This is a genomic window from Sulfitobacter sp. EhC04 (assembly GCF_001650875.1).
Classification (GTDB): domain Bacteria; phylum Pseudomonadota; class Alphaproteobacteria; order Rhodobacterales; family Rhodobacteraceae; genus Sulfitobacter.
Window position 1 is genome coordinate 1 of record NZ_LXYI01000010.1, and the last position, 18548, is coordinate 18548.

Genomic DNA, 18548 nt, shown 5'->3' on the forward strand with positions numbered 1-18548 from the left:
GCCCGGAACCGCAGCCGCTGCACGCCGATCCAGGCCAGCCCGACCCCCGCCGCGATCAGCGGATAGCCCACCACCGCCAGCAGGAAACCCGGCACCGCCACAAGCCATAGTCCGACCAGCCCCAGAGCCGCCCCCGCGATCACCTCGCGCCAGCGCCACAGAACCTCTGTCGCCTCGGGCCGAAGAAACCTCATCGGGGGTCCACTTTCATTTCATTGTTCCCAAAATACACTTCACAGACTTCAGCCCCAATCGCCCAGGGCCTGCTGCCAAAGCGTCATCGCCGCAACCGCCGCCGTGTCCGCGCGCAGGATACGCGGCCCCAGACGCACCGCCACTGCCGCCTCCAGCCGCGCCAGCCGCGCGCGCTCTTTCTCGGAAAACCCGCCCTCCGGCCCGATCAGGATGGCCCAGGGGCCCCGCGCCGCAAGCACTGCACTGCCCCCATCGGCGGCCAGCGCCTCGTCGCAGAACATCAGGTGGCGGGTGTTGTCCCATGCGTCCAGCAACCGGTCAAGGCGCACCGCCTCGGCCACTTCCGGCACATAGGTGCCGCCGCATTGCTCTGCGGCCTCGACCGCATGGGCTTGCAAACGGTCGGTCTGCACCCGGCCCGCATTGGTGAATTCTGTCATCACCGGTACGATCCGCGCCGCCCCCATCTCGGCGGCCTTTTCCACGATGAAATCCGTGCGGGCCTTCTTGATCGGGGCAAAGCAGAGCCACAGGTCGGGCGGCATCTGCAGGGGCCTGCTCTGCGCGACGCAGACAAGTTCGCCGTCGCGCTTGCCCGCACGGGCCACCTCCGCCAGCCATTCGCCGTCGCGTCCGTTGAACAGCGCCACCTGCGCGCCGACAGACTGCCGCATCACCCCAAAGAGATAATGCGCCTGCCCCCGGTCCAAAGGAACCGATTGCCCCGCCCCCAAGGGGTGATCTACATACAGCCTGATCTTCGCACTCATGAGGTTCATATATGCAAGACCAGCCCGCCACGCCAGATCGCAGGCACGCAAAAGGCACCGTAGCCGATGCACCGCCCGACAATTGGGTGGACCGTTCCGCGCCCGAAGCCCTGCGTCCCTACCTGCGCCTGTCCCGCGCGGACCGGCCCATCGGCACATGGTTGCTGCTGCTGCCCTGCTGGTGGGGCCTGGCACTGGCGATCCTGCATGACCAAAGCCCTCGTTGGGAAGACCTGTGGATATTCGCGGGCTGCGGCATCGGCGCCTTCCTGATGCGCGGCGCGGGCTGCACCTGGAACGACATCACCGACCGCGACATCGACGCAAAGGTGGCGCGCACCCGGTCGCGGCCCATCCCCTCCGGTCAAGTGTCCGTGCGCATGGCGCTGGCCTGGATGATCCTTCAGGCATTGCTGGCGGCCTGCATCCTGCTGACTTTCAACTGGGCCGCAGTGGGGCTGGGCGTGCTGTCGCTGCTGCTGGTTACGATCTATCCCTTTGCCAAACGCTTTACCTGGTGGCCGCAGATCTTTCTCGGGCTGGCCTTCAACTGGGGTGCGATGCTGGTCTGGACCGCGCACACCGGCAGGCTGGAATCACCAGCCGTGCTGCTTTACGTCGCGGGCATCGCATGGACGTGTTTCTACGACACGATCTATGCCCACCAGGATACCGAGGACGACGCGCTGATCGGCGTCAAATCCACCGCCCGCCTCTTTGGCGACAAAAGCCCGGAGTGGCTGCGCCGCTTTCTGGTTCTTACCGTCGGCCTGATGGGCCTCGCCGTGGTCTTCTCTGCCATACCGAACGCCTCCGTATTGGCATTGGTGCTGGCGCTGGGTGGCCCCTGGGCGATGGGCTGGCACATGGCCTGGCAACTGCGCGGTCTCGACCTGAACAACCCCACGAAAATGCTGCAATTGTTTCGCGCCAACCGCGATACTGGCATGATCCCGCTGTTGTTCTTTGCCGCCGCCTTGCTGGCATGATTGCACCCCCCGTCCCCGGCGCGTATCAAGACGGCAGCGTTCACGATCGAGAAGAAGAGCCATGCGCCTGTCTGCTGTCCTGACCATCACCCTGACCTTTGTCGCCGCCGCCGTGGTTGCCCTCGTGGCGGCGAATTTCTCTGTCAAACTGATAGAGGAGACATCGGAAATCGGGGTGCGGGACGCGCTGGACGACCAAGGCATGACATGGGCCGAGGTGCAGGCCAACGGGCTGCAGGTCACCCTTGCCGGGATCGCACCGACAGAGGCCGTCAGGTTCCGTGCGCTGACCACGGCGGGCTCCATCGTGGATGCCGCCCGCGTCATCGACGACATGGAAGTCGAGGCTCAGGCCGCCATCGCCCCACCGCGTTTTTCAGCCGAGGTTCTGCGCAACGACAGCGGCGTATCCATCATCGGGTTGATTCCCTCCTCCACCGACCGCGAGGCCGCGATTGCCCGATTCACCAAGATGTCCGGCAGCAACGAAGTTGCCGATCTGCTAGAGCAAGCCGACTACCCCGCACCGCCCGGTTGGGAAGAATCGCTGGGTTTCGCCATCACTGCAATTGCCCAACTGCCCCGTGCCAAGGCCTCCATAGAGGCCGGGCGCGTCTCCATCACCGCGATTGCCGACAGTGCCGAAGCCAAGGCCGCAATGGAAACCAAACTCAAACGCGCCGCACCGCCGTCCCTTAAGCTCGTGCTCGACATCGCCGCCCCCCGCCCGGTGATCACCCCCTTCACCATGCGCTTCGAACTCGACGCCGATGGCGCAAGGTTCGACGCCTGTTCCGCCGACACGGACGCGGCCCGCAACCGTATCCTGGCCGCAGGCGAACGCGCGGGCGCACCCGCGAACAGCCGTTGCACTGTCGGTCTGGGCGTCCCCAGCCCGAACTGGTCGGAAGCGGTGATGCAGGGCATCGACGCCGTCAAACGCCTTGAAGGCGGCTCCGTCACCCTGGCCGATGCCGACATGACCCTGATCGCCCAGCCCGGCATCGACCAGTCCCTGTTCGACCGCGTGGTGGGCGAGTTGGAAACCTCCCTGCCGGAGGTCTTTGCGCTGAGTGCAAAACTGCCCAAACTCGAAGACCCCAATGCCGGCCCGCCGGAATTCACCGCCACGCTCAGCCCCGAAGGCCAGGTGCAATTGCGCGGCCGTGTCAGCAATGCCCCCCTGCGCGAACTGGCCGACAGCTATGCCAAGGCGCGTTTTGGTTCCGACAAGGTCTATATGGCCGCGCGGATCGACGAGGATCTGCCCGACAGCTGGGGCCCCCGCGTGCTGACCGGGCTGGAGGCGCTGGCAAGCCTGTCCAACGGCGCGATCACCGTCACCCCTGATACCGTTTCGGTCAGCGGCAACACCGGCAATCCCGATGCCAGCACCGAAATTGCATCGCTGCTGTCCGACAAGCTGGGTGAAGGGGCGGAATACGACATTGACGTCATCTATCGCGAAAAGCTGGACCCGGTGCTGGGCCTGCCCACGCCAGACGAATGCGAGGCCGAAATCGGAGAGGTCGTGAAAGTCGCCAAGATCAACTTCGAACCGGGCAGCGCCACCATCGACGCCAGCGCTTTGGGCACCATGGACGACATCGCGGAGATCCTGAAACGATGCGGCGACCTGCCGCTTGAGATCCAGGGCTATACCGACAGCCAGGGCCGCGAATCGATGAACCTTGCGCTGTCGCAATCACGCGCTGAATCCGTCCTGAATGAATTGCGCGCGCGCCGCGTCCTCACCGGCTCTTTCACCGCCAAGGGGTATGGCGAGGAAAACCCGGTTGCCGACAACAAGACCGAAGTGGGCCGCGAAGCCAACCGCCGCATCGAATTTCGCCTGATCCGCCCCAAGACAGTGGACCTGCCAGGGCAAACAACGCTGGAATCCATCGCGCAATCGGGCGATACAGAAGCGGATCAAGTCGAAGAAGGCCCCACTGATGAGCAGAACTGAATTCGTCCTCGCCACCGCGATCATCCTGTTCGTGGCTTTCTGTCTGGGATGGTTTGCAAATTGGCTGCTGCACCGGTTCACCCGTGTGGCTGCAGGTGACGTGGCCCAGCTCGACAAGATGAGCCAGGAACTGCACGAGGCCGAGGAAACCCGCGACCAGGCGATCACCTATCTGCAACAGCGCGAGGCCGAGCTGACCAATCAACTGGCCCAGACAGAGGCGGAATTGCGCGCCGCGATGGATGGCCTGCGCGACGCCCGCCACGAGGCCGAGGAAATGCGCGCCTATATCGAGCGGCAGCAGGCCAGCTGACCAAATCTGCAAACCTGCCCCTGTCTCGTCCGAAGCGGCCTCAGGCCACGGTCAGGACAGCACATTCCGCGCTCTTGCTGATCTCCTGAGAGGTCGAGCCCAGGAACAGCCCCGTGACGGCACCCAACCCCCTGCGCCCCGTGACGATCAAATCCGCCTTTGCCTGCTTGGCACGCGTCAGAACATTCGCCGCCGGAAGGCCATGCGCGATGTGAACCTCCACATCCGGCATCCCCGCTTCTGCGGCAATCCCTTTGGCACGCTCTGCCATTTTCACGGCCGCCTCGCGCAGCATCTCGTCATGGGCCGCAGTGGGCCCGACATAAAATCCCGAAATCGCTTCGGCGGCAAAGGTCACCGTCTCTTCCAGCGGCGTATGGCATACCTCCAGCCTGGCCCCGAATTTCAGGGCCAGCATGCAGCCCATCTGCAAGGCGCGTTCGGCGGCCTCGGACCCGTCAAAACCGACAACTATGGACGTGATCATCTTTCATCCTCCTGTGCATTTCACCTGATCCTATCGGTGGAGTGTGCAGGTAACCTTGATGTGGGTCAAACAGAGGCAGGTCAGGACCAGCGGTCCAGCGCCACCTCGTCCTCGTCCTTTGCCGCGACCCAATCGCTGCCCTGCGCCGTCACTTCGCGCTTCCAGAACGGCGCGCGGGACTTGAGGTAGTCCATCAGGAACTCAGCCGCCGCAAAGGCATCCTTGCGGTGCGGGGCGGCGGTTGCGACCATCATGATCATCTCGCCCGGTTTCAGCGCGCCGAACCGGTGGATCACCAAGACATCGCCAAGAGAAAACCGTGCCACAGCCTGCTGTGCCATCTCGGTCAGCGCCGCCTCGGTCATGCCGGGGTAATGTTCGATCTCCATCACTTCCAATGGATCGCCAGGCAGGTCCCGCACGACACCCGTAAAGGTGACGATGGCCCCCATGTCAGCCCGGCCTGCGGCGAAATCCGCCGCCTCCCGTCCCAGATCAAAGGGCGCTTCCTGTACGGAAATGCGCATCCCCTAGCCTCCGGTCATCGGCGGAAAGAAAGCCACTTCACGGACCCCGTCCAAGGGCGCGTCAAATTCCGCCAAGGTCTGGTCCACGGCCACACGCAGCGCCGACAGATCCTCAAAGGCAGCGGCATAGCGTTCCTCGCGCGCGCGCAGTTCGACCACCAGGTCGTTCACCGTCCGGGCCGTGGTCTCGACCTGTTCGCGCGGCACGCCGATCCGCTCCCGTACCCAGGCAAAATACAACACATTCATGATGTGCCCTCCTTCAGATGCGGCATCGCCTTTTTCAGGTAATCCGCCCCGGTGATCGCCGTCAGCGCGGCGGCGATCCACAACAGTGTCAGCCCGACGCGCCCGGCCCAGATTTCCAGGTCGAGGTCGTGACCGATCAGGTCGTGCTCCAGCGCCACACCCAGCGTCTCGCCGGACACCACGTCAATCCCGCCCCCGGCGGAAAGGCCAAAGTAGTGCTCGAACACGCCCTGGCTGAACAACACCGCAATGGCGATCATCTGCGCCGTTGTCTTCCACTTGGCCAGCTTGGTCACTTTCAGCGTGCCGGACACGTCGCCCAGAAACTCCCGGAGACCGGAGACAAAGACCTCCCGGAACAGGATCACCGTGGTGGGCAGCACAAGCCAGGGCGACCAGCTGGAAAAGCCCACGATCACCATCAGCGCAATCACCACCATGGCCTTGTCCGCGATCGGGTCCAGCATGGTCCCAAGCTTGGTCTCCTGCTTCCAGGCACGCGCAAGATAACCATCGAACCAATCCGTCACCGCCGCGACCACGAACAACAGCATCGCCAGCCCGTCCGCATAGAGACGATCGAAATACAGAAACATCACCGCGACACCGGGTGCAGCGACCAGACGCAAAAGCGTCAGAACATTCGGCAGATTCCACTTCATGACCGCATCCTACCCCGCCGGGCAAAGGCGCGAAAGCACCAACCACCCTCTCTTTTTGGCCCCAAATATTCCCAGGGGGTCTGGGGGACAGCGTCCCCCATCAAAAAACAGGATCGCGCGCGGCGCAGCCGCACCTTCGGATCAGCCCCGGTCATGAAAATAAGCATAGATCGTCTCGGCCAATGCGCCGGAGACTCCCTCGACCGCCTTGAGATCGCTCAGGTTCGCGCGTCCCACCGCCTTGGCCGAGCCGAAATGCGCCAGCAAAGCGCGTTTGCGCGCCGCCCCCACGCCCGGCACATCGTCCAGCGGCGTGGCTCCGACCGCCTTGGCGCGTTTCGCGCGGTGTGTTCCGATGGCGAAACGGTGCGCCTCGTCCCGCAGGCGCTGGACGAAATACAAAACCGGGTCGTTGTGGCGCAGCGCCATCGGCCGCTTGCCGACGCGGTGAAATTCCTCCTTGCCGGCATCGCGGTCCACGCCTTTGGCAACGCCCACCATCGGAATATCCTCGACCCCGTATTCACGCATGATCGACGCCACAGCCGAAACCTGCCCGGCCCCGCCGTCTATCAGCAGCAATTCCGGCCACTGGCCTTCCTTGCGCTCAGGGTCTTCCTTGATCAGGCGTTTGAAACGGCGCGTCAGCACCTCTTTCATCATGCCGAAATCGTCACCGGGGGTCAGTTCATCACCGCGGATGTTGAACTTGCGGTACTGGTTCTTCATCATCCCGTCGGGCCCGGCCACGATCATGGCCCCAACCGCATGGGCACCCTGAATGTGCGAGTTGTCATAGACCTCGATCCGTTGCGGCGGGCCTGGCAGGTCAAATGCCTCGGCCAGACCGCCCAGCAATTTGCCCTGCGTGGCTGTCTCTGCCATCTTGCGGGCCAGGCTCTCGCGGGCGTTGCGCAGGGCGCCGTCCACCAGCTCGGCCTTTTCGCCGCGCCGGGGCACCAGCAATTCCACCTTGCGGCCCAGCTTGCCCGACAGCGCATCCGCCATCAGATCGGGGTTTTCGATCTCGTTGCTCAGGATCAACTGGCGCGGCGGCTCGCGGGTGTCATAAAACTGACCGATAAACGCCTCCAGCACCTCGGCCGCGTCCACGTCTGCACCGACGCGCGGGTAATAGTCCCGGTTCCCCCAGTTCTGGTTCGCGCGAATGAAGAAGACCTGAACACAGGCCTGCCCACTGTCCATGTGCAAGGCGATGATATCGGCCTCGGCCACGCCCTTGGGGTTGATGCCCTGGGCCGTCTGCACCTGCGTCAACGCCTTGATGCGGTCACGCAGGGCCGCCGCGCGCTCGAACTCCATCTCCTGGGATGCCTGCGCCATCTCGCCCGCCAACCGGGCCTGAATATCCGTTGTCCTGCCCGACAGGAACCGCTCCGCATCCCGCACTGACTGGCGGTAGTCCTCGCTGCTGATCTTGCCAACGCAGGGCGCGCTGCAGCGCTTGATCTGGTGTTGCAGGCAGGGCCGCGTGCGGCTGTCGAACATCGCATCCGAACAATCGCGCAACAGGAACACCCGTTGCAACTGGTTCAGCGTCCGGTTCACCGCCCCTGCACTGGCGAAGGGACCATAGTAGGCCCCCTTCTCCTTCTTGGCACCCCGGTGCTTCTTAATCTGCGGAAAGTCCTGATCGGTGGTGACGAGGATATTTGGGAAACTCTTGTCGTCGCGCAGCAGCACGTTGAACTTTGGCTTGAGCTGCTTGATCAGGTTCTGTTCCAGCAGCAGCGCTTCGGTCTCGGTTCTGGTGGTCAGGAACATCATCGACGCGGTGTTCGCGATCATCCGTGCAATGCGCGGCGAATGGCCGGTGGGACGCGCATAGCTGCCGACGCGCGCGCGCAGATTGCGTGCCTTGCCGACATAAAGCACCCGGCTTTCCGCATCCAGCATCCGGTAGACACCCGGCGAGGTGTCGATGGTCTTGAGATAGTTTTGAATGACCTCGTGACCCAGCGGCGGTTTGATCGTTTCTTCCGTCATCGTACCGTTCTGATTCTCCGGTTGGCCTGCAACAGGTCGCCAGCTATGACAAGGATTAACCTGTCCACCAAATATGTGGATAACTCTGCAGATAACTCTGACGCAGTCGGAATTTTTCTTTGAATCCGGCCCGCTTCACTGAATCGCACAATATTTAGGCAGATATGCAACTCCTTGATTTCCCTCGTTAAATTTCTTAACGCCCGCCAATTCATTGAATCTTAACGACTTTTGCAACGGTTTTGTAACATCTCCGCACCAAGGTGCAGAACTTTCACACGCGGTCCTACTCGACACCGATGATATCGCGTGTCTGCCAGACCAGATGCTGCCCGCCATCCACGCAAAGCAACTGTCCCGTGACGCCCGGCGCATCCAGAAAATAGCCAAGGGCCGCTGTAATGTCATCGGGGTTGGCCCCCCGTTCAAGCAACGCGCTGGCGCGCTGCTGGGCAAAATGCGCTTCGCTTTGGCGCGCCCCTTTCAGCGTTGGTCCGGGGCCGATGCCGTTGACGCGAATGACCGGGGCCAGCGCCTGCGCGGTGGTCTGGGTCATGGCCCATAACCCCATCTTCGCCAGCGTATAGGTCATGAATTCCGGCGTCAGCTTGCGCACGCGCTGGTCTATCATGTTGACGATCAGACCCGTCGCCAGGGGCTCGCCGTTGGCGTCCTGATCCGGGGTCAACCCCTGCGCGGCCATGGCCTGCGTCAGCAGGAAGGGCGCGCGCAGATTGCTGCCCATATGCCTGTCCCAGCTGTCGCGGGTCGCGGATTTCAGCGTGTCATACTCAAAAATGGAGGCATTGTTGACAAGGCAGGTAATCGGCCCGCCCAGGGCCGCTGCCGCGCGGGGCAGCAGGCTTTCCGTCGCGGCCTCATCCAGCAGATCGGCCTGCAGCGCCGTGGCGTGCCGCCCCATCTTCTCGATCTCGCGCACAACTTCCTTCGCGCCCTCGTCGGAACTGGCGTAATGCACGGCCACATCATGGCCTCGCCCCGCCAGGTACAGCGCCATTGCACGGCCCAACCGCTTTCCTGCACCAGTGACCAACGCCCGCTTCATCCCGCTCTCCTCAGATCAATACGACCACAAGATACAGGGCATATAGGGCCGACAAGGCAATCCCCCAAATGCGCGTGATGTCGCGCCCCAGATAGACAAAAGGGATCAACAACAGCGACGCGCCCAGCATCACCCAAAGGTCGAACTGCAGGAACGCAGGGTCGACCTCAATGGGACCCACCAGGCTGGCGATGCCGATGATCGCCAGAAGGTTGAACATGTTCGACCCGATCACGTTGCCCAGCGCCACATCGGCCTGGCGGCGCAGGGCGGCCATGACTGTCGTGGCCAGTTCCGGAAGCGAGGTGCCGACTGCCACCAGCGTCAATCCGATCACCGTATCGCTGACCCCATAGGCGGTTGCAATGATGGTGGCATTGTCCACCAGCAGGCTTGCGCCCAGCGGCAACCCGATCAGACCGAGCACAAGGAAGACCGCAATCTGCCAGCCCGGCATGTCCGGGTCGGCCCCTTCGGGCTCCTCGGCACTGTCGCCTCTGCACGCATTGCGGTGATTGCGCGCCTCGCCGAACTGGTCGGCCAGCACATAGGCCAGCCCGCCCAGCAGCACCAGCCCGGCAATCCAGTCAAAGACGCCCCGAAATGCCAGCGCGATGAACAGCACCGAGGCGGCGATCATGAAGTTATAGGTCTTGCGCGTACTGCATTCGGAAGTGTGCATGGTTGCCAGCAAGGCCGGTATGCCCAGCACCAGAAGGATATTGGCGGTGTTCGATCCCACCACATTGCCCAGTGCGATGCCCGGGGCATTGTCGATCACCGCCTTGATCGAGATCAGCAGTTCCGGGGCAGATGTGCCAAACGCCACAATGGTCAGGCTGACAATCAGCGCAGGCACACCCAGCCGCAGCGACAGGTTCACCGCGCCCTTGACCAGCGCATCCCCTGCCAGCAGCAGGATCACAAGTCCCAGAAGGGACAGCAGCCATGGCATCAACATCAACCCTGCCCCCCGCAGCTACAGCGGCCCTTGCCGATGCGATATCGCCCGCAGGCACCGCACTTGGTCTGGCTGAACCGCTTGCCGCCGATCCAGTGCATCTTGCCGAACCATGCAAGCACCCCCATGAACACGAGGAACAGAAGTACGATCTTGAATACCATTCAGAGCCCAAACCGCGCGAATGCCGCGCGTTCTTCGATGCCCTGAACCGCATCTTCAACGATCTGCGCCCCGAACCGCGACAGCAATCCCTTGCGCGCGCCATAGCGGCGGAATTTCACCTTGTCGCCAAAGCGGTCCTTCATCATCGGGCGCAGGTGGCCGATGCCGTCGATCAGACCCAGTTCGGCGGCACGTTTCGCCAGCCAGATCTCTCCGGTGAACAAGTCCTGATCCTCGGGCAGTTTGCCTGCCCGCCGGGTGTTCACATGGTCTTTGAAATTCTCGTGGATGTCTTCCAGCAGCACTTTCAGCCGGGCCACATCCTCGGGGTTCTCGGGGCGGAACGGGTCCAGCATGCTCTTGGACTTGCCAGCAGTATAGACGCGCCGTTCCACGCCGTATTTGTCGATCAGCTCATGCACCCCGAAGGAAGCCGAAATCACACCGACAGACCCCAGCACCGAGGACGGATCGGCATAGATCTCATCCGCCGCCACAGCCAGCCAGTATCCACCGGACGCCGCGACATCCTCGACAAAGGCGATGACCGGAATGCTCTTTTCCTCAGCCAGCCGACGGATTCGCGCGCCGATCAGGGACGACTGGACCGGACTGCCACCGGGCGAGTTCACTTCAAGCGCGATGGCGACCGGTTTGCCCTTGCTGAACGCCTTTTCGATCACCGGCCCCATGGTCGCATCGTTCAGCACGCCACGCCCCGAGGTGCTGATCATGCCCGACAGGCGGATGACAGCAACGGTCGGGTCAGACTTCAGAAAAGGCAGCCAATTGTTCATGCTCCCCATGTAGAACGCCGACGCGTGGCAAACAAGGCAAGGCGGCGGTTTATTGGCGAATGCGCCAGCCGGTGCGGAAAATCCACCATATGATGCTCAGACAGATGCCCGTGAACAGCCCGATCGCCAGAAGGCTGGTCAGGATCGGCACATCCGCCGTGTCAAAGAACGCCCAGCGGAAGCCCGAGATCAGGTAGACCACCGGATTGAACATCGACACCGTCTGCCAGAATGGCGGCAGCATCGAAATCGAGTAGAAAGAGCCGCCCAGGAACACCAGCGGTGTGACAATCAGCAGCGGCACAATCTGCAACTGTTCGAAATTCCCCGCCCAGATGCCCAAGATAAACCCAAAGAGCGCGAAACTGATCGTCGTCAGCAACAGGAACACCAGCATGGCCAGCGGATGGGCGATGCTGAAATCGACAAAGAAATACGCCGTGATCAGGATGATGAACCCGATGATCAGCGCCTTGGTCGCGGCGGCCCCCACGTAGCCCATGACGATCTCAAGAAAGCTGATCGGCGCCGAGAGAAGCTCAAAGAACGTGCCGATGAATTTCGGGAAATAGATACCAAACGAAGCGTTGGCGATGGACTGCGTTATGACCGTGAGCATGATCAGCCCCGGCACGATGAAAGCACCATAGCCGACCCCCTCGACCTGTTCGATCCGGCTGCCGATGGCCGCGCCAAAAACCACGAAATACAGAGAGGTGGAGATGACGGGCGCAAGCAAACTCTGCGCCACTGTTCTGAAGAACCGGAACATCTCGAAAAGATAGATGGAGCGGACAGCCGTCCAGTTCATGCCGCGTCCTCCTTGACCAGATTGACAAAGATATCTTCCAGGCTGGATTGCCGGGTCACCACGTCACGCAGGACCAGCCCTTCGGCGGCGACATCCGCCAGCAGCTTGGTAATGCCCGTGCGTTCGGCGTTGGTGTCATAGGTATAGATCAATGCGTGCCCGTCGCTGGACAGCTCCAGATCTTCAGACCGCAGGTTCTTTGGCACTTCGGTCAGGGTCTCGGTCAACTGCACCTCAAGCTCCTTCTGGCCCATGTGGGCCATCAGCTTGGCCTTTTCCTCGACCAGCAGCAGCTCGCCATGGGCGATCACCCCGACCCGGTCGGCAATCGCCTCCGCCTCTTCGATGTAATGAGTGGTCAGGATGATGGTCACGCCATCTTCCTTCAGCTTGCCAACGATTTGCCACATGTCCTTGCGCAATTCCACATCGACGCCCGCCGTGGGTTCATCCAGAAACAGAACGCGGGGGTCGTGGGCCAGTGCCTTGGCAATCAGGACACGGCGCTTCATCCCGCCAGACAATTCCCTGATCTGGTTGTCTTTCTTGTCCCAAAGCGACAATTGCCGCAGCACCTTCTCGATGGCCGCGTCGTCAGAGGATTTGCCAAACAAACCGCGTGAAAAACGTACGGTATTGATGACCCGCTCAAAGGGCTCCAGGTTGATTTCCTGCGGCACCAGCCCGATCATGGATCGCGCCGCGCGGTAATCGTGCAGGATGTCGTGGCCGCCGACCGTGACCGTTCCGCTTGTCGGCATGGTGATCCCGCAAACCGTGGAGATCAACGTGGTCTTGCCCGCGCCGTTCGGTCCGAGAAGGGCAAGGATTTCGCCCTCTTCAATCCCCAGGTTCACGCCCTTGAGCGCCTGAAAACCGTCCTTGTAGGATTTGCGCAGGTCGGTGATTTCAACGATATTTGCCATGGCTCAGGCCCCCTTTACCCCGCGCGAACTTAGTCGGCGGGACAGTAAAGTAAACAGTTCAGTTCAGTCTTTTGACCGACCGAACCAACCTTTTTTCTCAGGAGCCTCTTCGGTGCCTTCCCCGCCTGCCTCTTCTGCAGGTCCTTCCAGGGTCTCTTGAAGATTATTGAAAAACTGATCCGCCATCTTCTTTGCAAAGCCGTCAATGATCCGGCTGCCCAACTGCGCCAGCTTGCCGCCCACCTTGGCCTCCACATCATAGCTCAGCTCGGTGCCGCCATCCTTTGCCACCAGCCGCACATCGGCGCCGCCCTTGGCGAAACCTGCGGCCCCGCCCTTGCCTGCGCCATCAATCTTCATGGATTGGTCCGGCACCAGATCGGTGATCGTCACCTCACCCTTGAAGGTCGCCTTAACGGGTCCGACCTTTTGCACGACAGTCGCCTCGTACCCGTCCTCGACCGATCCGGTGACTTCCGTGGCACCCGGCACGCAGGCCTTGAGCACTTCAGGGTCCAGAAGGGCCGCATAAACCTCTGACGGGGGGGCCGCAATCTGGCGGGTATCTGACATTTGCATGGGGGAACCTCCGGGTTATTTCGGCACAGGATAGACAAGTTGCCGGGACAGTCCAACGCCAAACGCACTGGACAGCGACAGCGGGGCTGATAGGTCAATTGCATGACAATGCTGCCCCAAAATCGCGCCGGTCCGGCCATCGCCTTCGTCCTTGTGGGTATCCTTGCGATTTCCGTGAATGACATGCTGATCAAGCGGCTGTCAGGAGGCTATCCCCTGCATGAGCTGGTGTTCGTGCGCTCGGCAATCGGGATCATCTTCAGCCTGATATTGGTCCAGATCGAGGGCGGGTGGCGCATCCTAAAAACCGACCGGCCCGGTCTGCACCTGCTGCGCGGCGCGCTTGTGGTGATCGCGAACATGACCTTTTTCGTGGCGCTGGGGGCGATCCCGCTGGCAGAAGCGACCGCGCTGTTCTTTGCGGCACCCTTGTTCATCACGCTGCTGTCGATCCCGATCCTTGGTGAAAAGGTGGGGCCGTTGCGGCTTGGTGCGGTGATGATCGGCTTCGCCGGCGTGATTGTCATGCAGAGGCCCTGGGCAGGGACCGAAAGCCTCGGCGCTTCAAGGCTGGTGTTGCTGCTGCCGGTCTTTGCCGCGCTGACCTATGCGCTGAACCAGCTGATGACCCGCAAACTGGGGGTCAGCAGCAAGGCCTCGGCCCTATCGGTCTATATGCAGTCGGTCTTCATCGTCGTCTCGCTGGGGTTTTTCCTTATCGCGGGCGACGGGCGTTTCGTGAACGAGGGCAGTTCGCCCTCCATGCAGTTCCTCCTGCGCGCCTGGGTCTGGCCCGCGCCTGGCGATGAATGGGTATTCGTTGGCCTCGGTCTGAACGCGGCTGTGATCGGCTATTGCCTGAGTGCCGCCTATCGGATGGCCGATGCCGCCACGGTCGCGCCTTTCGAATATGTCGGTCTGCCGCTGGCCGTGTTCTGGGGTTTTGCGATCTTCGGCGATCTGCCCGCATGGGAAGTCTGGATCGGCATCGCGCTGATCCTGGGCTCGGGATTATTCGTCTTCCTGCGGGAGCGGCAAAAGGCCCGTGCCACGATCAGCCGTCCTGCCACACGACGGTATTGAGCGACCGGAATTTTCAAAAATTCCGGGTCGTTTCCTTCAAAGGAAACGTTTTCACAAACCTATACCGACGTGCCGCCATCTGCGTGTCCCTGCATCGCGCTACGGGCCATTTCAGTGCGGTCATAACCCGTATCGGGGCTATGAGGCGCGTGGGCCTGTGGTAGCATGAGACACTTGCGCCGACGTGCGCGAACTCTTCCCCAGACGATCAGCGCAAGCACGAGAGGCGGGATCGACAGGAGGATGATATCGCTGGGCATCATGGTTTCCCTTGCGGACTTCTCTTGGTTCCAGATTGGCATGAGCGGGCATTCCTGACCAGATCGGAATTTTCAAAAATTCCGAACCGTTTCCTTCAAAGGAAACGGCTACTCCGGCTCCGACACCTGCACCACCACCTTGCCCGTCGCCTTGCGGGTCCGCAACAGGTCCAGTGCCTCGTTTGCCTGTTCCAGCGGCAGCACGTTGCTGACATGCGGCTTGACCTTGCCTGCGACGTACCAGTCAATCAGGGTGCGGAAACTGTCGGTCAGCACGCTGGGTTTGATCCGCGCATATCCGCCCCAGTAAAAACCCAGAACCGTCAGGTTCTTGACCAGCAGGATGTTGGCGGGGATCTGCGGAACGTCGCCACTGGCAAATCCCAGCGGCAGCAGCCGCGCCTCGGGGTTGCAGGCCCGCATCGCGGCCTTGAACTGATCGCCGCCGATGGGGTCGTACACCACGTCCGCGCCCCCCAGCGACTTGACCGCCGCGCGGATATCATCGGTTTCGGAATCGATCAGGTGATCCGCACCCAGCTTGCGGCAAATCTCCAGCTTGGCCTTGCCGCGCGCGCAGGCGATCACCTCCGCCCCCATCAGCTTGCCCAGTTCCACCGCCGTCAGGCCAACCCCGCCTGATGCGCCCAGTACCAGCAGCCGTTCACCCGGTTTCAAACCCGCCTTGTAATCCAGCGCGACATGGCTGGTGCCATAGGCAATCAAGAAGGCCGCCGCATCCACCGCGTTCATCTCATCCGGGATCGGCACGCAGATCTCGGCGGGAATAACCGCATATTCCGACAGGCCGCCAAAGCCGGTATAGGCCGCGATGCGCTGATCCTTCGCCAGAGAGCTCACCCCGTCACCCAGCCCCACAACACGCCCCGCCAGTTCCATCCCGATGGTAAAGGGAAGAGGCGGTTTCTCCTGATAGGTCCCCTTGATCATCAGCGTATCGCCAAAGTTCATGCCGCAGGTGTCGATCTTCACCAGCACTTCGCCCGGTCCGGGAACGGGCATTTCCAGATCCTTAAGGCTGAGGGGGGCGTCATAGGCGGTCACTTGCATCGCGCGCATCATGGGGTCCTTTCCGATTGGCCCGCTTTGTCGCCTTTCCCCGCAGCCGATGGCAAGGGGCATCACGCTATCCCGCGAAAATCACGGCGCGGATCCCATAGGCCACAACCCCCAGGGCCGAGATGCTCAGCACCCAAAGCAGCACGAACCATCCCAGCCTGCGCAGCCAAAGGGGCATCAATGATATCCCTCTTCCGGGTCGATCTTGCCCCGGAAGACCCAATAGGCATAGGCTGTATAGGCAAGGATCATGGGGACCAGCACCAACGTCCCGACCAGCGTGAACCACAGCGAGCTGTCAGGCGCTGCGGCATCCACGATGGTCAGCGCTCCGGGCACGATATAGGGATAAAAGCTGATCCCGATGCCGATGAACCCCAGCACAAAGAGGCTGAGCGCGCAGAGGAACGGCTGCATGTCACGCTGCCGCTGAAGCCCCCGGAACAGGCCCAATACGCAAAGCCCCACCAGCACCGGCACGACAAAGCTGAAGCCCATCGACGGCCAGGTAAACCACCGTTCGAAGTAGACGTAACGCAGGAAGGGCGTCCAGAGGCTGACCGCCCCCATGAAGACCACCGTGGCGATGGCGAAGGGCCAGGCCAGATGACGCATATGGGTCTGGATTCGCCCCTCCAGCTTGAGGTTCAGCCATGTGGCCCCCAGCATCGCATAACCTGCTGTCACCGCCACGCCGGTCAGGATAGAGAACGGCGTCAGCCAGTCCCACCAGCCGCCCGCATAGGCCCGGTTTTCAACCTCGATCCCCTGTACCAACGCACCCAGCGCGATGCCCTGGCACAGCGACGCCATCAGCGACCCGCCAAAAAAGGCCATGTCCCAGGTCCCTTTCCAGCGCTTTGTCCGCCAGCGGTACTCGAACGCCACGCCGCGAAACACCAGACCCAGCAGCATCAGGATGATCGGCATGTAAAGCGCGGGCATGACCACCGCGTAGGCCAGCGGAAACACCGCAAAAAGCCCCCCTCCGCCCAGCACCAGCCAGGTTTCATTGCCGTCCCAGATCGGCGCGACGGAATTCATCATCACGTTGCGCTCTTTCTCGTCCTTGGTCAGCGGAAAGAGCAGACCCACGCCAAGGTCGAAACCATCAAGGATGACATAGACCAGCACGGCAAAGGCGATGATCCCCGCCCAGATGAACGACAGTTCAAATCCCAGCATCTCAGCCTCTCCCCTTGTCGTCGTGTTTGTCCTGCACCTGCGCCGCCGGGGTTGTTCCGGCAGTGCGGGTCGGGCCTTCGTCTGTGATCCCGGCATCGCTGACCGGCTTGATCGGCTTGCCCATGAGGCGCAGGATATAATAGGTGCCTGCGCCGAAGACGAAGAAATAGACGATGATGAAAGCGATCAGCGAGGCCGCGACCGCGGGTGCCGCGACGGGCGAGAGGCTGTCGGAGGTCCGCAGCAGCCCGTAGACGGTAAAGGGCTGGCGTCCCACTTCGGTCGTGATCCAGCCCGCCAGCACCGCGACGAACCCCATCGGCCCCATCGCCATCGACGCGCGGTAAAGCCAGGGCGCATCGAAAAGCCGCCCGCGCGCCCGCGCGATCAGCCCCCACAAACCCAGCCCCAGCATGGCAAAGCCAAGGCCCACCATCACCCGGAAGGAGAAAAAGACAATGGCCACCGGCGGTTCATCCTCGTCCGGGATGGTATCGAGACCGGCCAGCGGCGCGTTCAGGTCGTGTTTGAGGATCAGCGAACTGAGTTTGGGGATTTCAACGGCGTAATCGACCCGCTTTTCCGCCTGGTTCGGAATGCCGAACAGGATCAGCGGCGCGCCATGGGGATGGCTGTCGAAATGGCCTTCCATCGCCATCACCTTGGCGGGCTGGTGTTCCAGTGTGTTGATACCATGAAAGTCCCCCGCCGCAATTTGCAAAGGTGTCACCAGCGCCAGCATCCACATCGCCATTGAGAACATCCTGCGGGCTGGCACATCGCTGCGGTCGCGCAACAGGTGCAGGGCACCCACCGCCCCCACCACCAGCGCCGTTGTCAGGAAGGCAGCCAGCACCATGTGGGTCAGACGATAGGGGAACGAGGGGTTGAAGACGATCTGCCACCAATCCTCGGGAATGAACTGTCCCAGCTCGTTCATGCCGAACCCTGCGGGCGTCTGCATCCAGGAATTGACCGACAATATCCATGTGGCCGAGATTAGCGTGCCGAAGGCCACCATGCCCGTCGCCATCATATGCAGCGCGTCGCCCACCCGTTCGCGACCAAAGAGCATGATGCCCAGGAACCCCGCCTCAAGAAAAAAAGCCGTCAGCACTTCGTAGGCCATCAGCGGTCCGATCACCGGCCCGGCCTTGTCCGAGAACACCGACCAGTTGGTGCCGAACTGGTAGGACATGACGATGCCCGACACGACCCCCATGCCAAAGGCGATGGCGAATATCTTGACCCAGTAGTTGAACAGAATCAGGAACGTCTGGTCCCGCGTCCAGAGCCAGCGCGCGTTCAGCACCGCCAGAAAGCTGGCCAGCCCGATGGAGAAGGCCGGAAAGATGATGTGAAACGAGATCGTGAAGGCAAATTGCACCCGCGCGAGGATCTCTGCGGAATATCCGTCAAACATGGCCTGACCTCCGTTGCTTCTGTCCCGGACATAGGCCGTTTTCG

Annotated in this window: 21 protein-coding genes and 1 pseudogene; 4 read left to right on the forward strand and 18 right to left on the reverse strand. The window is 61.9% G+C overall.

The features are described 5' to 3' along the window. Positions 1-194, reverse strand: a pseudogene (locus tag A8B82_RS05930) (hypothetical protein); the annotation flags it as partial. A 48-nt stretch (positions 195-242) separates the two neighbouring features. Further along, the gene (locus A8B82_RS05935) at positions 243-965 is read right to left on the reverse strand and encodes a 16S rRNA (uracil(1498)-N(3))-methyltransferase (RefSeq protein WP_067289773.1); all 723 of its coding nucleotides are present in this window, start codon (positions 963-965) and stop codon (positions 243-245) included. A gap of 11 nt (positions 966-976) precedes the next feature. Between A8B82_RS05935 and ubiA the strand changes: the two genes are divergently transcribed. The 3 genes from ubiA to A8B82_RS05950 all read left to right on the forward strand — a co-directional run bounded on the left by ubiA (position 977) and on the right by A8B82_RS05950 (position 4236). Beyond that, a complete protein-coding gene (gene ubiA / locus A8B82_RS05940; protein ID WP_067289565.1) occupies positions 977-1954 on the forward strand; it encodes a 4-hydroxybenzoate octaprenyltransferase in 978 nt (325 codons plus the stop codon). Positions 1955-2015: 61 nt separating this feature from the next. After that, the gene (locus tag A8B82_RS05945; protein WP_067289567.1) at positions 2016-3923 is read left to right on the forward strand and encodes an OmpA family protein; all 1908 of its coding nucleotides are present in this window, start codon (positions 2016-2018) and stop codon (positions 3921-3923) included. Next, on the forward strand, positions 3910-4236 hold the full coding sequence (locus A8B82_RS05950) for a hypothetical protein (RefSeq protein WP_067289569.1): 327 nt from the start codon (positions 3910-3912) through the stop codon (positions 4234-4236). Before A8B82_RS05945 ends, A8B82_RS05950 begins: the two co-directional genes overlap by 14 nt. A gap of 40 nt (positions 4237-4276) precedes the next feature. Here the strand turns inward: A8B82_RS05950 and A8B82_RS05955 are convergent, their stop codons facing one another. The 12 genes from A8B82_RS05955 to A8B82_RS06005 form a co-directional block, all read right to left on the reverse strand. Further along, complete coding sequence (locus A8B82_RS05955) at positions 4277-4723, reverse strand: universal stress protein (protein ID WP_067289571.1); 447 nt, start codon at positions 4721-4723, stop codon at positions 4277-4279. A gap of 80 nt (positions 4724-4803) precedes the next feature. Then, positions 4804-5250 carry a molybdenum cofactor biosynthesis protein MoaE gene (locus tag A8B82_RS05960; RefSeq protein WP_067289573.1) on the reverse strand — a complete coding sequence of 149 codons (447 nt, stop codon included), beginning with the start codon at positions 5248-5250 and terminating at the stop codon, positions 4804-4806. A 3-nt stretch (positions 5251-5253) separates the two neighbouring features. Continuing rightward, a complete protein-coding gene (gene moaD, locus A8B82_RS05965; RefSeq protein ID WP_067289574.1) occupies positions 5254-5499 on the reverse strand; it encodes a molybdopterin converting factor subunit 1 in 246 nt (81 codons plus the stop codon). Then, positions 5496-6161: a CDP-diacylglycerol--glycerol-3-phosphate 3-phosphatidyltransferase gene (pgsA, locus tag A8B82_RS05970; RefSeq protein WP_067289577.1), complete on the reverse strand. Its 666-nt coding sequence runs from the start codon at positions 6159-6161 to the stop codon at positions 5496-5498. The genes moaD and pgsA overlap by 4 nt, the downstream gene beginning before the upstream one ends. Before the next feature lie 141 nt (positions 6162-6302). Next, complete coding sequence (uvrC, locus tag A8B82_RS05975; RefSeq protein WP_067289579.1) at positions 6303-8168, reverse strand: excinuclease ABC subunit UvrC; 1866 nt, start codon at positions 8166-8168, stop codon at positions 6303-6305. Between the two features lie 286 nt (positions 8169-8454). Then, a complete protein-coding gene (locus A8B82_RS05980) occupies positions 8455-9234 on the reverse strand; it encodes an SDR family oxidoreductase (protein ID WP_067289581.1) in 780 nt (259 codons plus the stop codon). 10 nt (positions 9235-9244) lie between these two features. After that, positions 9245-10192 (reverse strand): calcium/sodium antiporter, encoded by a 948-nt coding sequence (locus A8B82_RS05985; RefSeq protein WP_201120755.1) that lies wholly within the window; start codon positions 10190-10192, stop codon positions 9245-9247. A gap of 2 nt (positions 10193-10194) precedes the next feature. Continuing rightward, positions 10195-10359, reverse strand: a complete 165-nt coding sequence (locus A8B82_RS24315) for a hypothetical protein (protein ID WP_162841704.1) — start codon at positions 10357-10359, stop codon at positions 10195-10197. Further along, positions 10360-11157 (reverse strand): S49 family peptidase, encoded by a 798-nt coding sequence (locus A8B82_RS05990; protein ID WP_067289584.1) that lies wholly within the window; start codon positions 11155-11157, stop codon positions 10360-10362. Positions 11158-11206: 49 nt separating this feature from the next. Then, complete coding sequence (locus tag A8B82_RS05995) at positions 11207-11968, reverse strand: ABC transporter permease (RefSeq protein ID WP_067289597.1); 762 nt, start codon at positions 11966-11968, stop codon at positions 11207-11209. Then, a complete protein-coding gene (locus A8B82_RS06000) occupies positions 11965-12894 on the reverse strand; it encodes an ABC transporter ATP-binding protein (RefSeq protein WP_067289599.1) in 930 nt (309 codons plus the stop codon). Before A8B82_RS06000 ends, A8B82_RS05995 begins: the two co-directional genes overlap by 4 nt. A 63-nt stretch (positions 12895-12957) precedes the next feature. Then, a complete protein-coding gene (locus tag A8B82_RS06005; RefSeq protein ID WP_067289601.1) occupies positions 12958-13473 on the reverse strand; it encodes a CoxG family protein in 516 nt (171 codons plus the stop codon). A gap of 102 nt (positions 13474-13575) precedes the next feature. On the opposite strand from A8B82_RS06005, the gene A8B82_RS06010 reads away from it, so the two are divergent. Next, positions 13576-14556 (forward strand): DMT family transporter, encoded by a 981-nt coding sequence (locus tag A8B82_RS06010; RefSeq protein ID WP_067289603.1) that lies wholly within the window; start codon positions 13576-13578, stop codon positions 14554-14556. A gap of 368 nt (positions 14557-14924) precedes the next feature. Here A8B82_RS06010 and A8B82_RS06020 read toward each other — a convergent pair whose 3' ends face one another. The 4 genes from A8B82_RS06020 to A8B82_RS06030 form a co-directional block, all read right to left on the reverse strand. Further along, positions 14925-15896, reverse strand: a complete 972-nt coding sequence (locus tag A8B82_RS06020; protein ID WP_067289607.1) for an NADPH:quinone oxidoreductase family protein — start codon at positions 15894-15896, stop codon at positions 14925-14927. A 67-nt stretch (positions 15897-15963) separates the two neighbouring features. After that, on the reverse strand, positions 15964-16074 hold the full coding sequence (locus A8B82_RS23475) for a DUF2474 family protein (RefSeq protein ID WP_082899163.1): 111 nt from the start codon (positions 16072-16074) through the stop codon (positions 15964-15966). Next, entirely contained in the window at positions 16074-17081 is a 1008-nt protein-coding gene (gene cydB, locus A8B82_RS06025; RefSeq protein WP_067289609.1) for a cytochrome d ubiquinol oxidase subunit II, read from the reverse strand. The genes A8B82_RS23475 and cydB overlap by 1 nt, the downstream gene beginning before the upstream one ends. A 1-nt stretch (position 17082) precedes the next feature. Next, complete coding sequence (locus A8B82_RS06030) at positions 17083-18504, reverse strand: cytochrome ubiquinol oxidase subunit I (protein ID WP_067289611.1); 1422 nt, start codon at positions 18502-18504, stop codon at positions 17083-17085. Positions 18505-18548: the final 44 nt, after the last annotated feature.

Excerpts from the sequence above, each read along its gene's own strand:
- A8B82_RS24315 (WP_162841704.1), bottom strand. The coding sequence starts at position 10,359 with ATGGTATTCAAGATCGTACTTCTGTTCCTCGTGTTCATGGGGGTGCTT.
- uvrC (WP_067289579.1), bottom strand. The coding sequence starts at position 8,168 with ATGACGGAAGAAACGATCAAACCGCCGCTGGGTCACGAGGTCATTCAA.
- A8B82_RS05950 (WP_067289569.1), top strand. The coding sequence starts at position 3,910 with ATGAGCAGAACTGAATTCGTCCTCGCCACCGCGATCATCCTGTTCGTG.
- A8B82_RS06005 (WP_067289601.1), bottom strand. The coding sequence starts at position 13,473 with ATGCAAATGTCAGATACCCGCCAGATTGCGGCCCCCCCGTCAGAGGTT.
- A8B82_RS06000 (WP_067289599.1), bottom strand. The coding sequence starts at position 12,894 with ATGGCAAATATCGTTGAAATCACCGACCTGCGCAAATCCTACAAGGAC.
- ubiA (WP_067289565.1), top strand. The coding sequence starts at position 977 with ATGCAAGACCAGCCCGCCACGCCAGATCGCAGGCACGCAAAAGGCACC.
- A8B82_RS05960 (WP_067289573.1), bottom strand. The coding sequence starts at position 5,250 with ATGCGCATTTCCGTACAGGAAGCGCCCTTTGATCTGGGACGGGAGGCG.
- moaD (WP_067289574.1), bottom strand. The coding sequence starts at position 5,499 with ATGAATGTGTTGTATTTTGCCTGGGTACGGGAGCGGATCGGCGTGCCG.
- pgsA (WP_067289577.1), bottom strand. The coding sequence starts at position 6,161 with ATGAAGTGGAATCTGCCGAATGTTCTGACGCTTTTGCGTCTGGTCGCT.
- A8B82_RS23475 (WP_082899163.1), bottom strand. The coding sequence starts at position 16,074 with ATGCCCCTTTGGCTGCGCAGGCTGGGATGGTTCGTGCTGCTTTGGGTG.
- A8B82_RS05990 (WP_067289584.1), bottom strand. The coding sequence starts at position 11,157 with ATGAACAATTGGCTGCCTTTTCTGAAGTCTGACCCGACCGTTGCTGTC.
- A8B82_RS05955 (WP_067289571.1), bottom strand. The coding sequence starts at position 4,723 with ATGATCACGTCCATAGTTGTCGGTTTTGACGGGTCCGAGGCCGCCGAA.
- A8B82_RS05995 (WP_067289597.1), bottom strand. The coding sequence starts at position 11,968 with ATGAACTGGACGGCTGTCCGCTCCATCTATCTTTTCGAGATGTTCCGG.
- A8B82_RS05945 (WP_067289567.1), top strand. The coding sequence starts at position 2,016 with ATGCGCCTGTCTGCTGTCCTGACCATCACCCTGACCTTTGTCGCCGCC.
- A8B82_RS05980 (WP_067289581.1), bottom strand. The coding sequence starts at position 9,234 with ATGAAGCGGGCGTTGGTCACTGGTGCAGGAAAGCGGTTGGGCCGTGCA.
- A8B82_RS05935 (WP_067289773.1), bottom strand. The coding sequence starts at position 965 with ATGAGTGCGAAGATCAGGCTGTATGTAGATCACCCCTTGGGGGCGGGG.
- cydB (WP_067289609.1), bottom strand. The coding sequence starts at position 17,081 with ATGCTGGGATTTGAACTGTCGTTCATCTGGGCGGGGATCATCGCCTTT.
- A8B82_RS06010 (WP_067289603.1), top strand. The coding sequence starts at position 13,576 with ATGACAATGCTGCCCCAAAATCGCGCCGGTCCGGCCATCGCCTTCGTC.
- A8B82_RS06020 (WP_067289607.1), bottom strand. The coding sequence starts at position 15,896 with ATGCGCGCGATGCAAGTGACCGCCTATGACGCCCCCCTCAGCCTTAAG.
- A8B82_RS06030 (WP_067289611.1), bottom strand. The coding sequence starts at position 18,504 with ATGTTTGACGGATATTCCGCAGAGATCCTCGCGCGGGTGCAATTTGCC.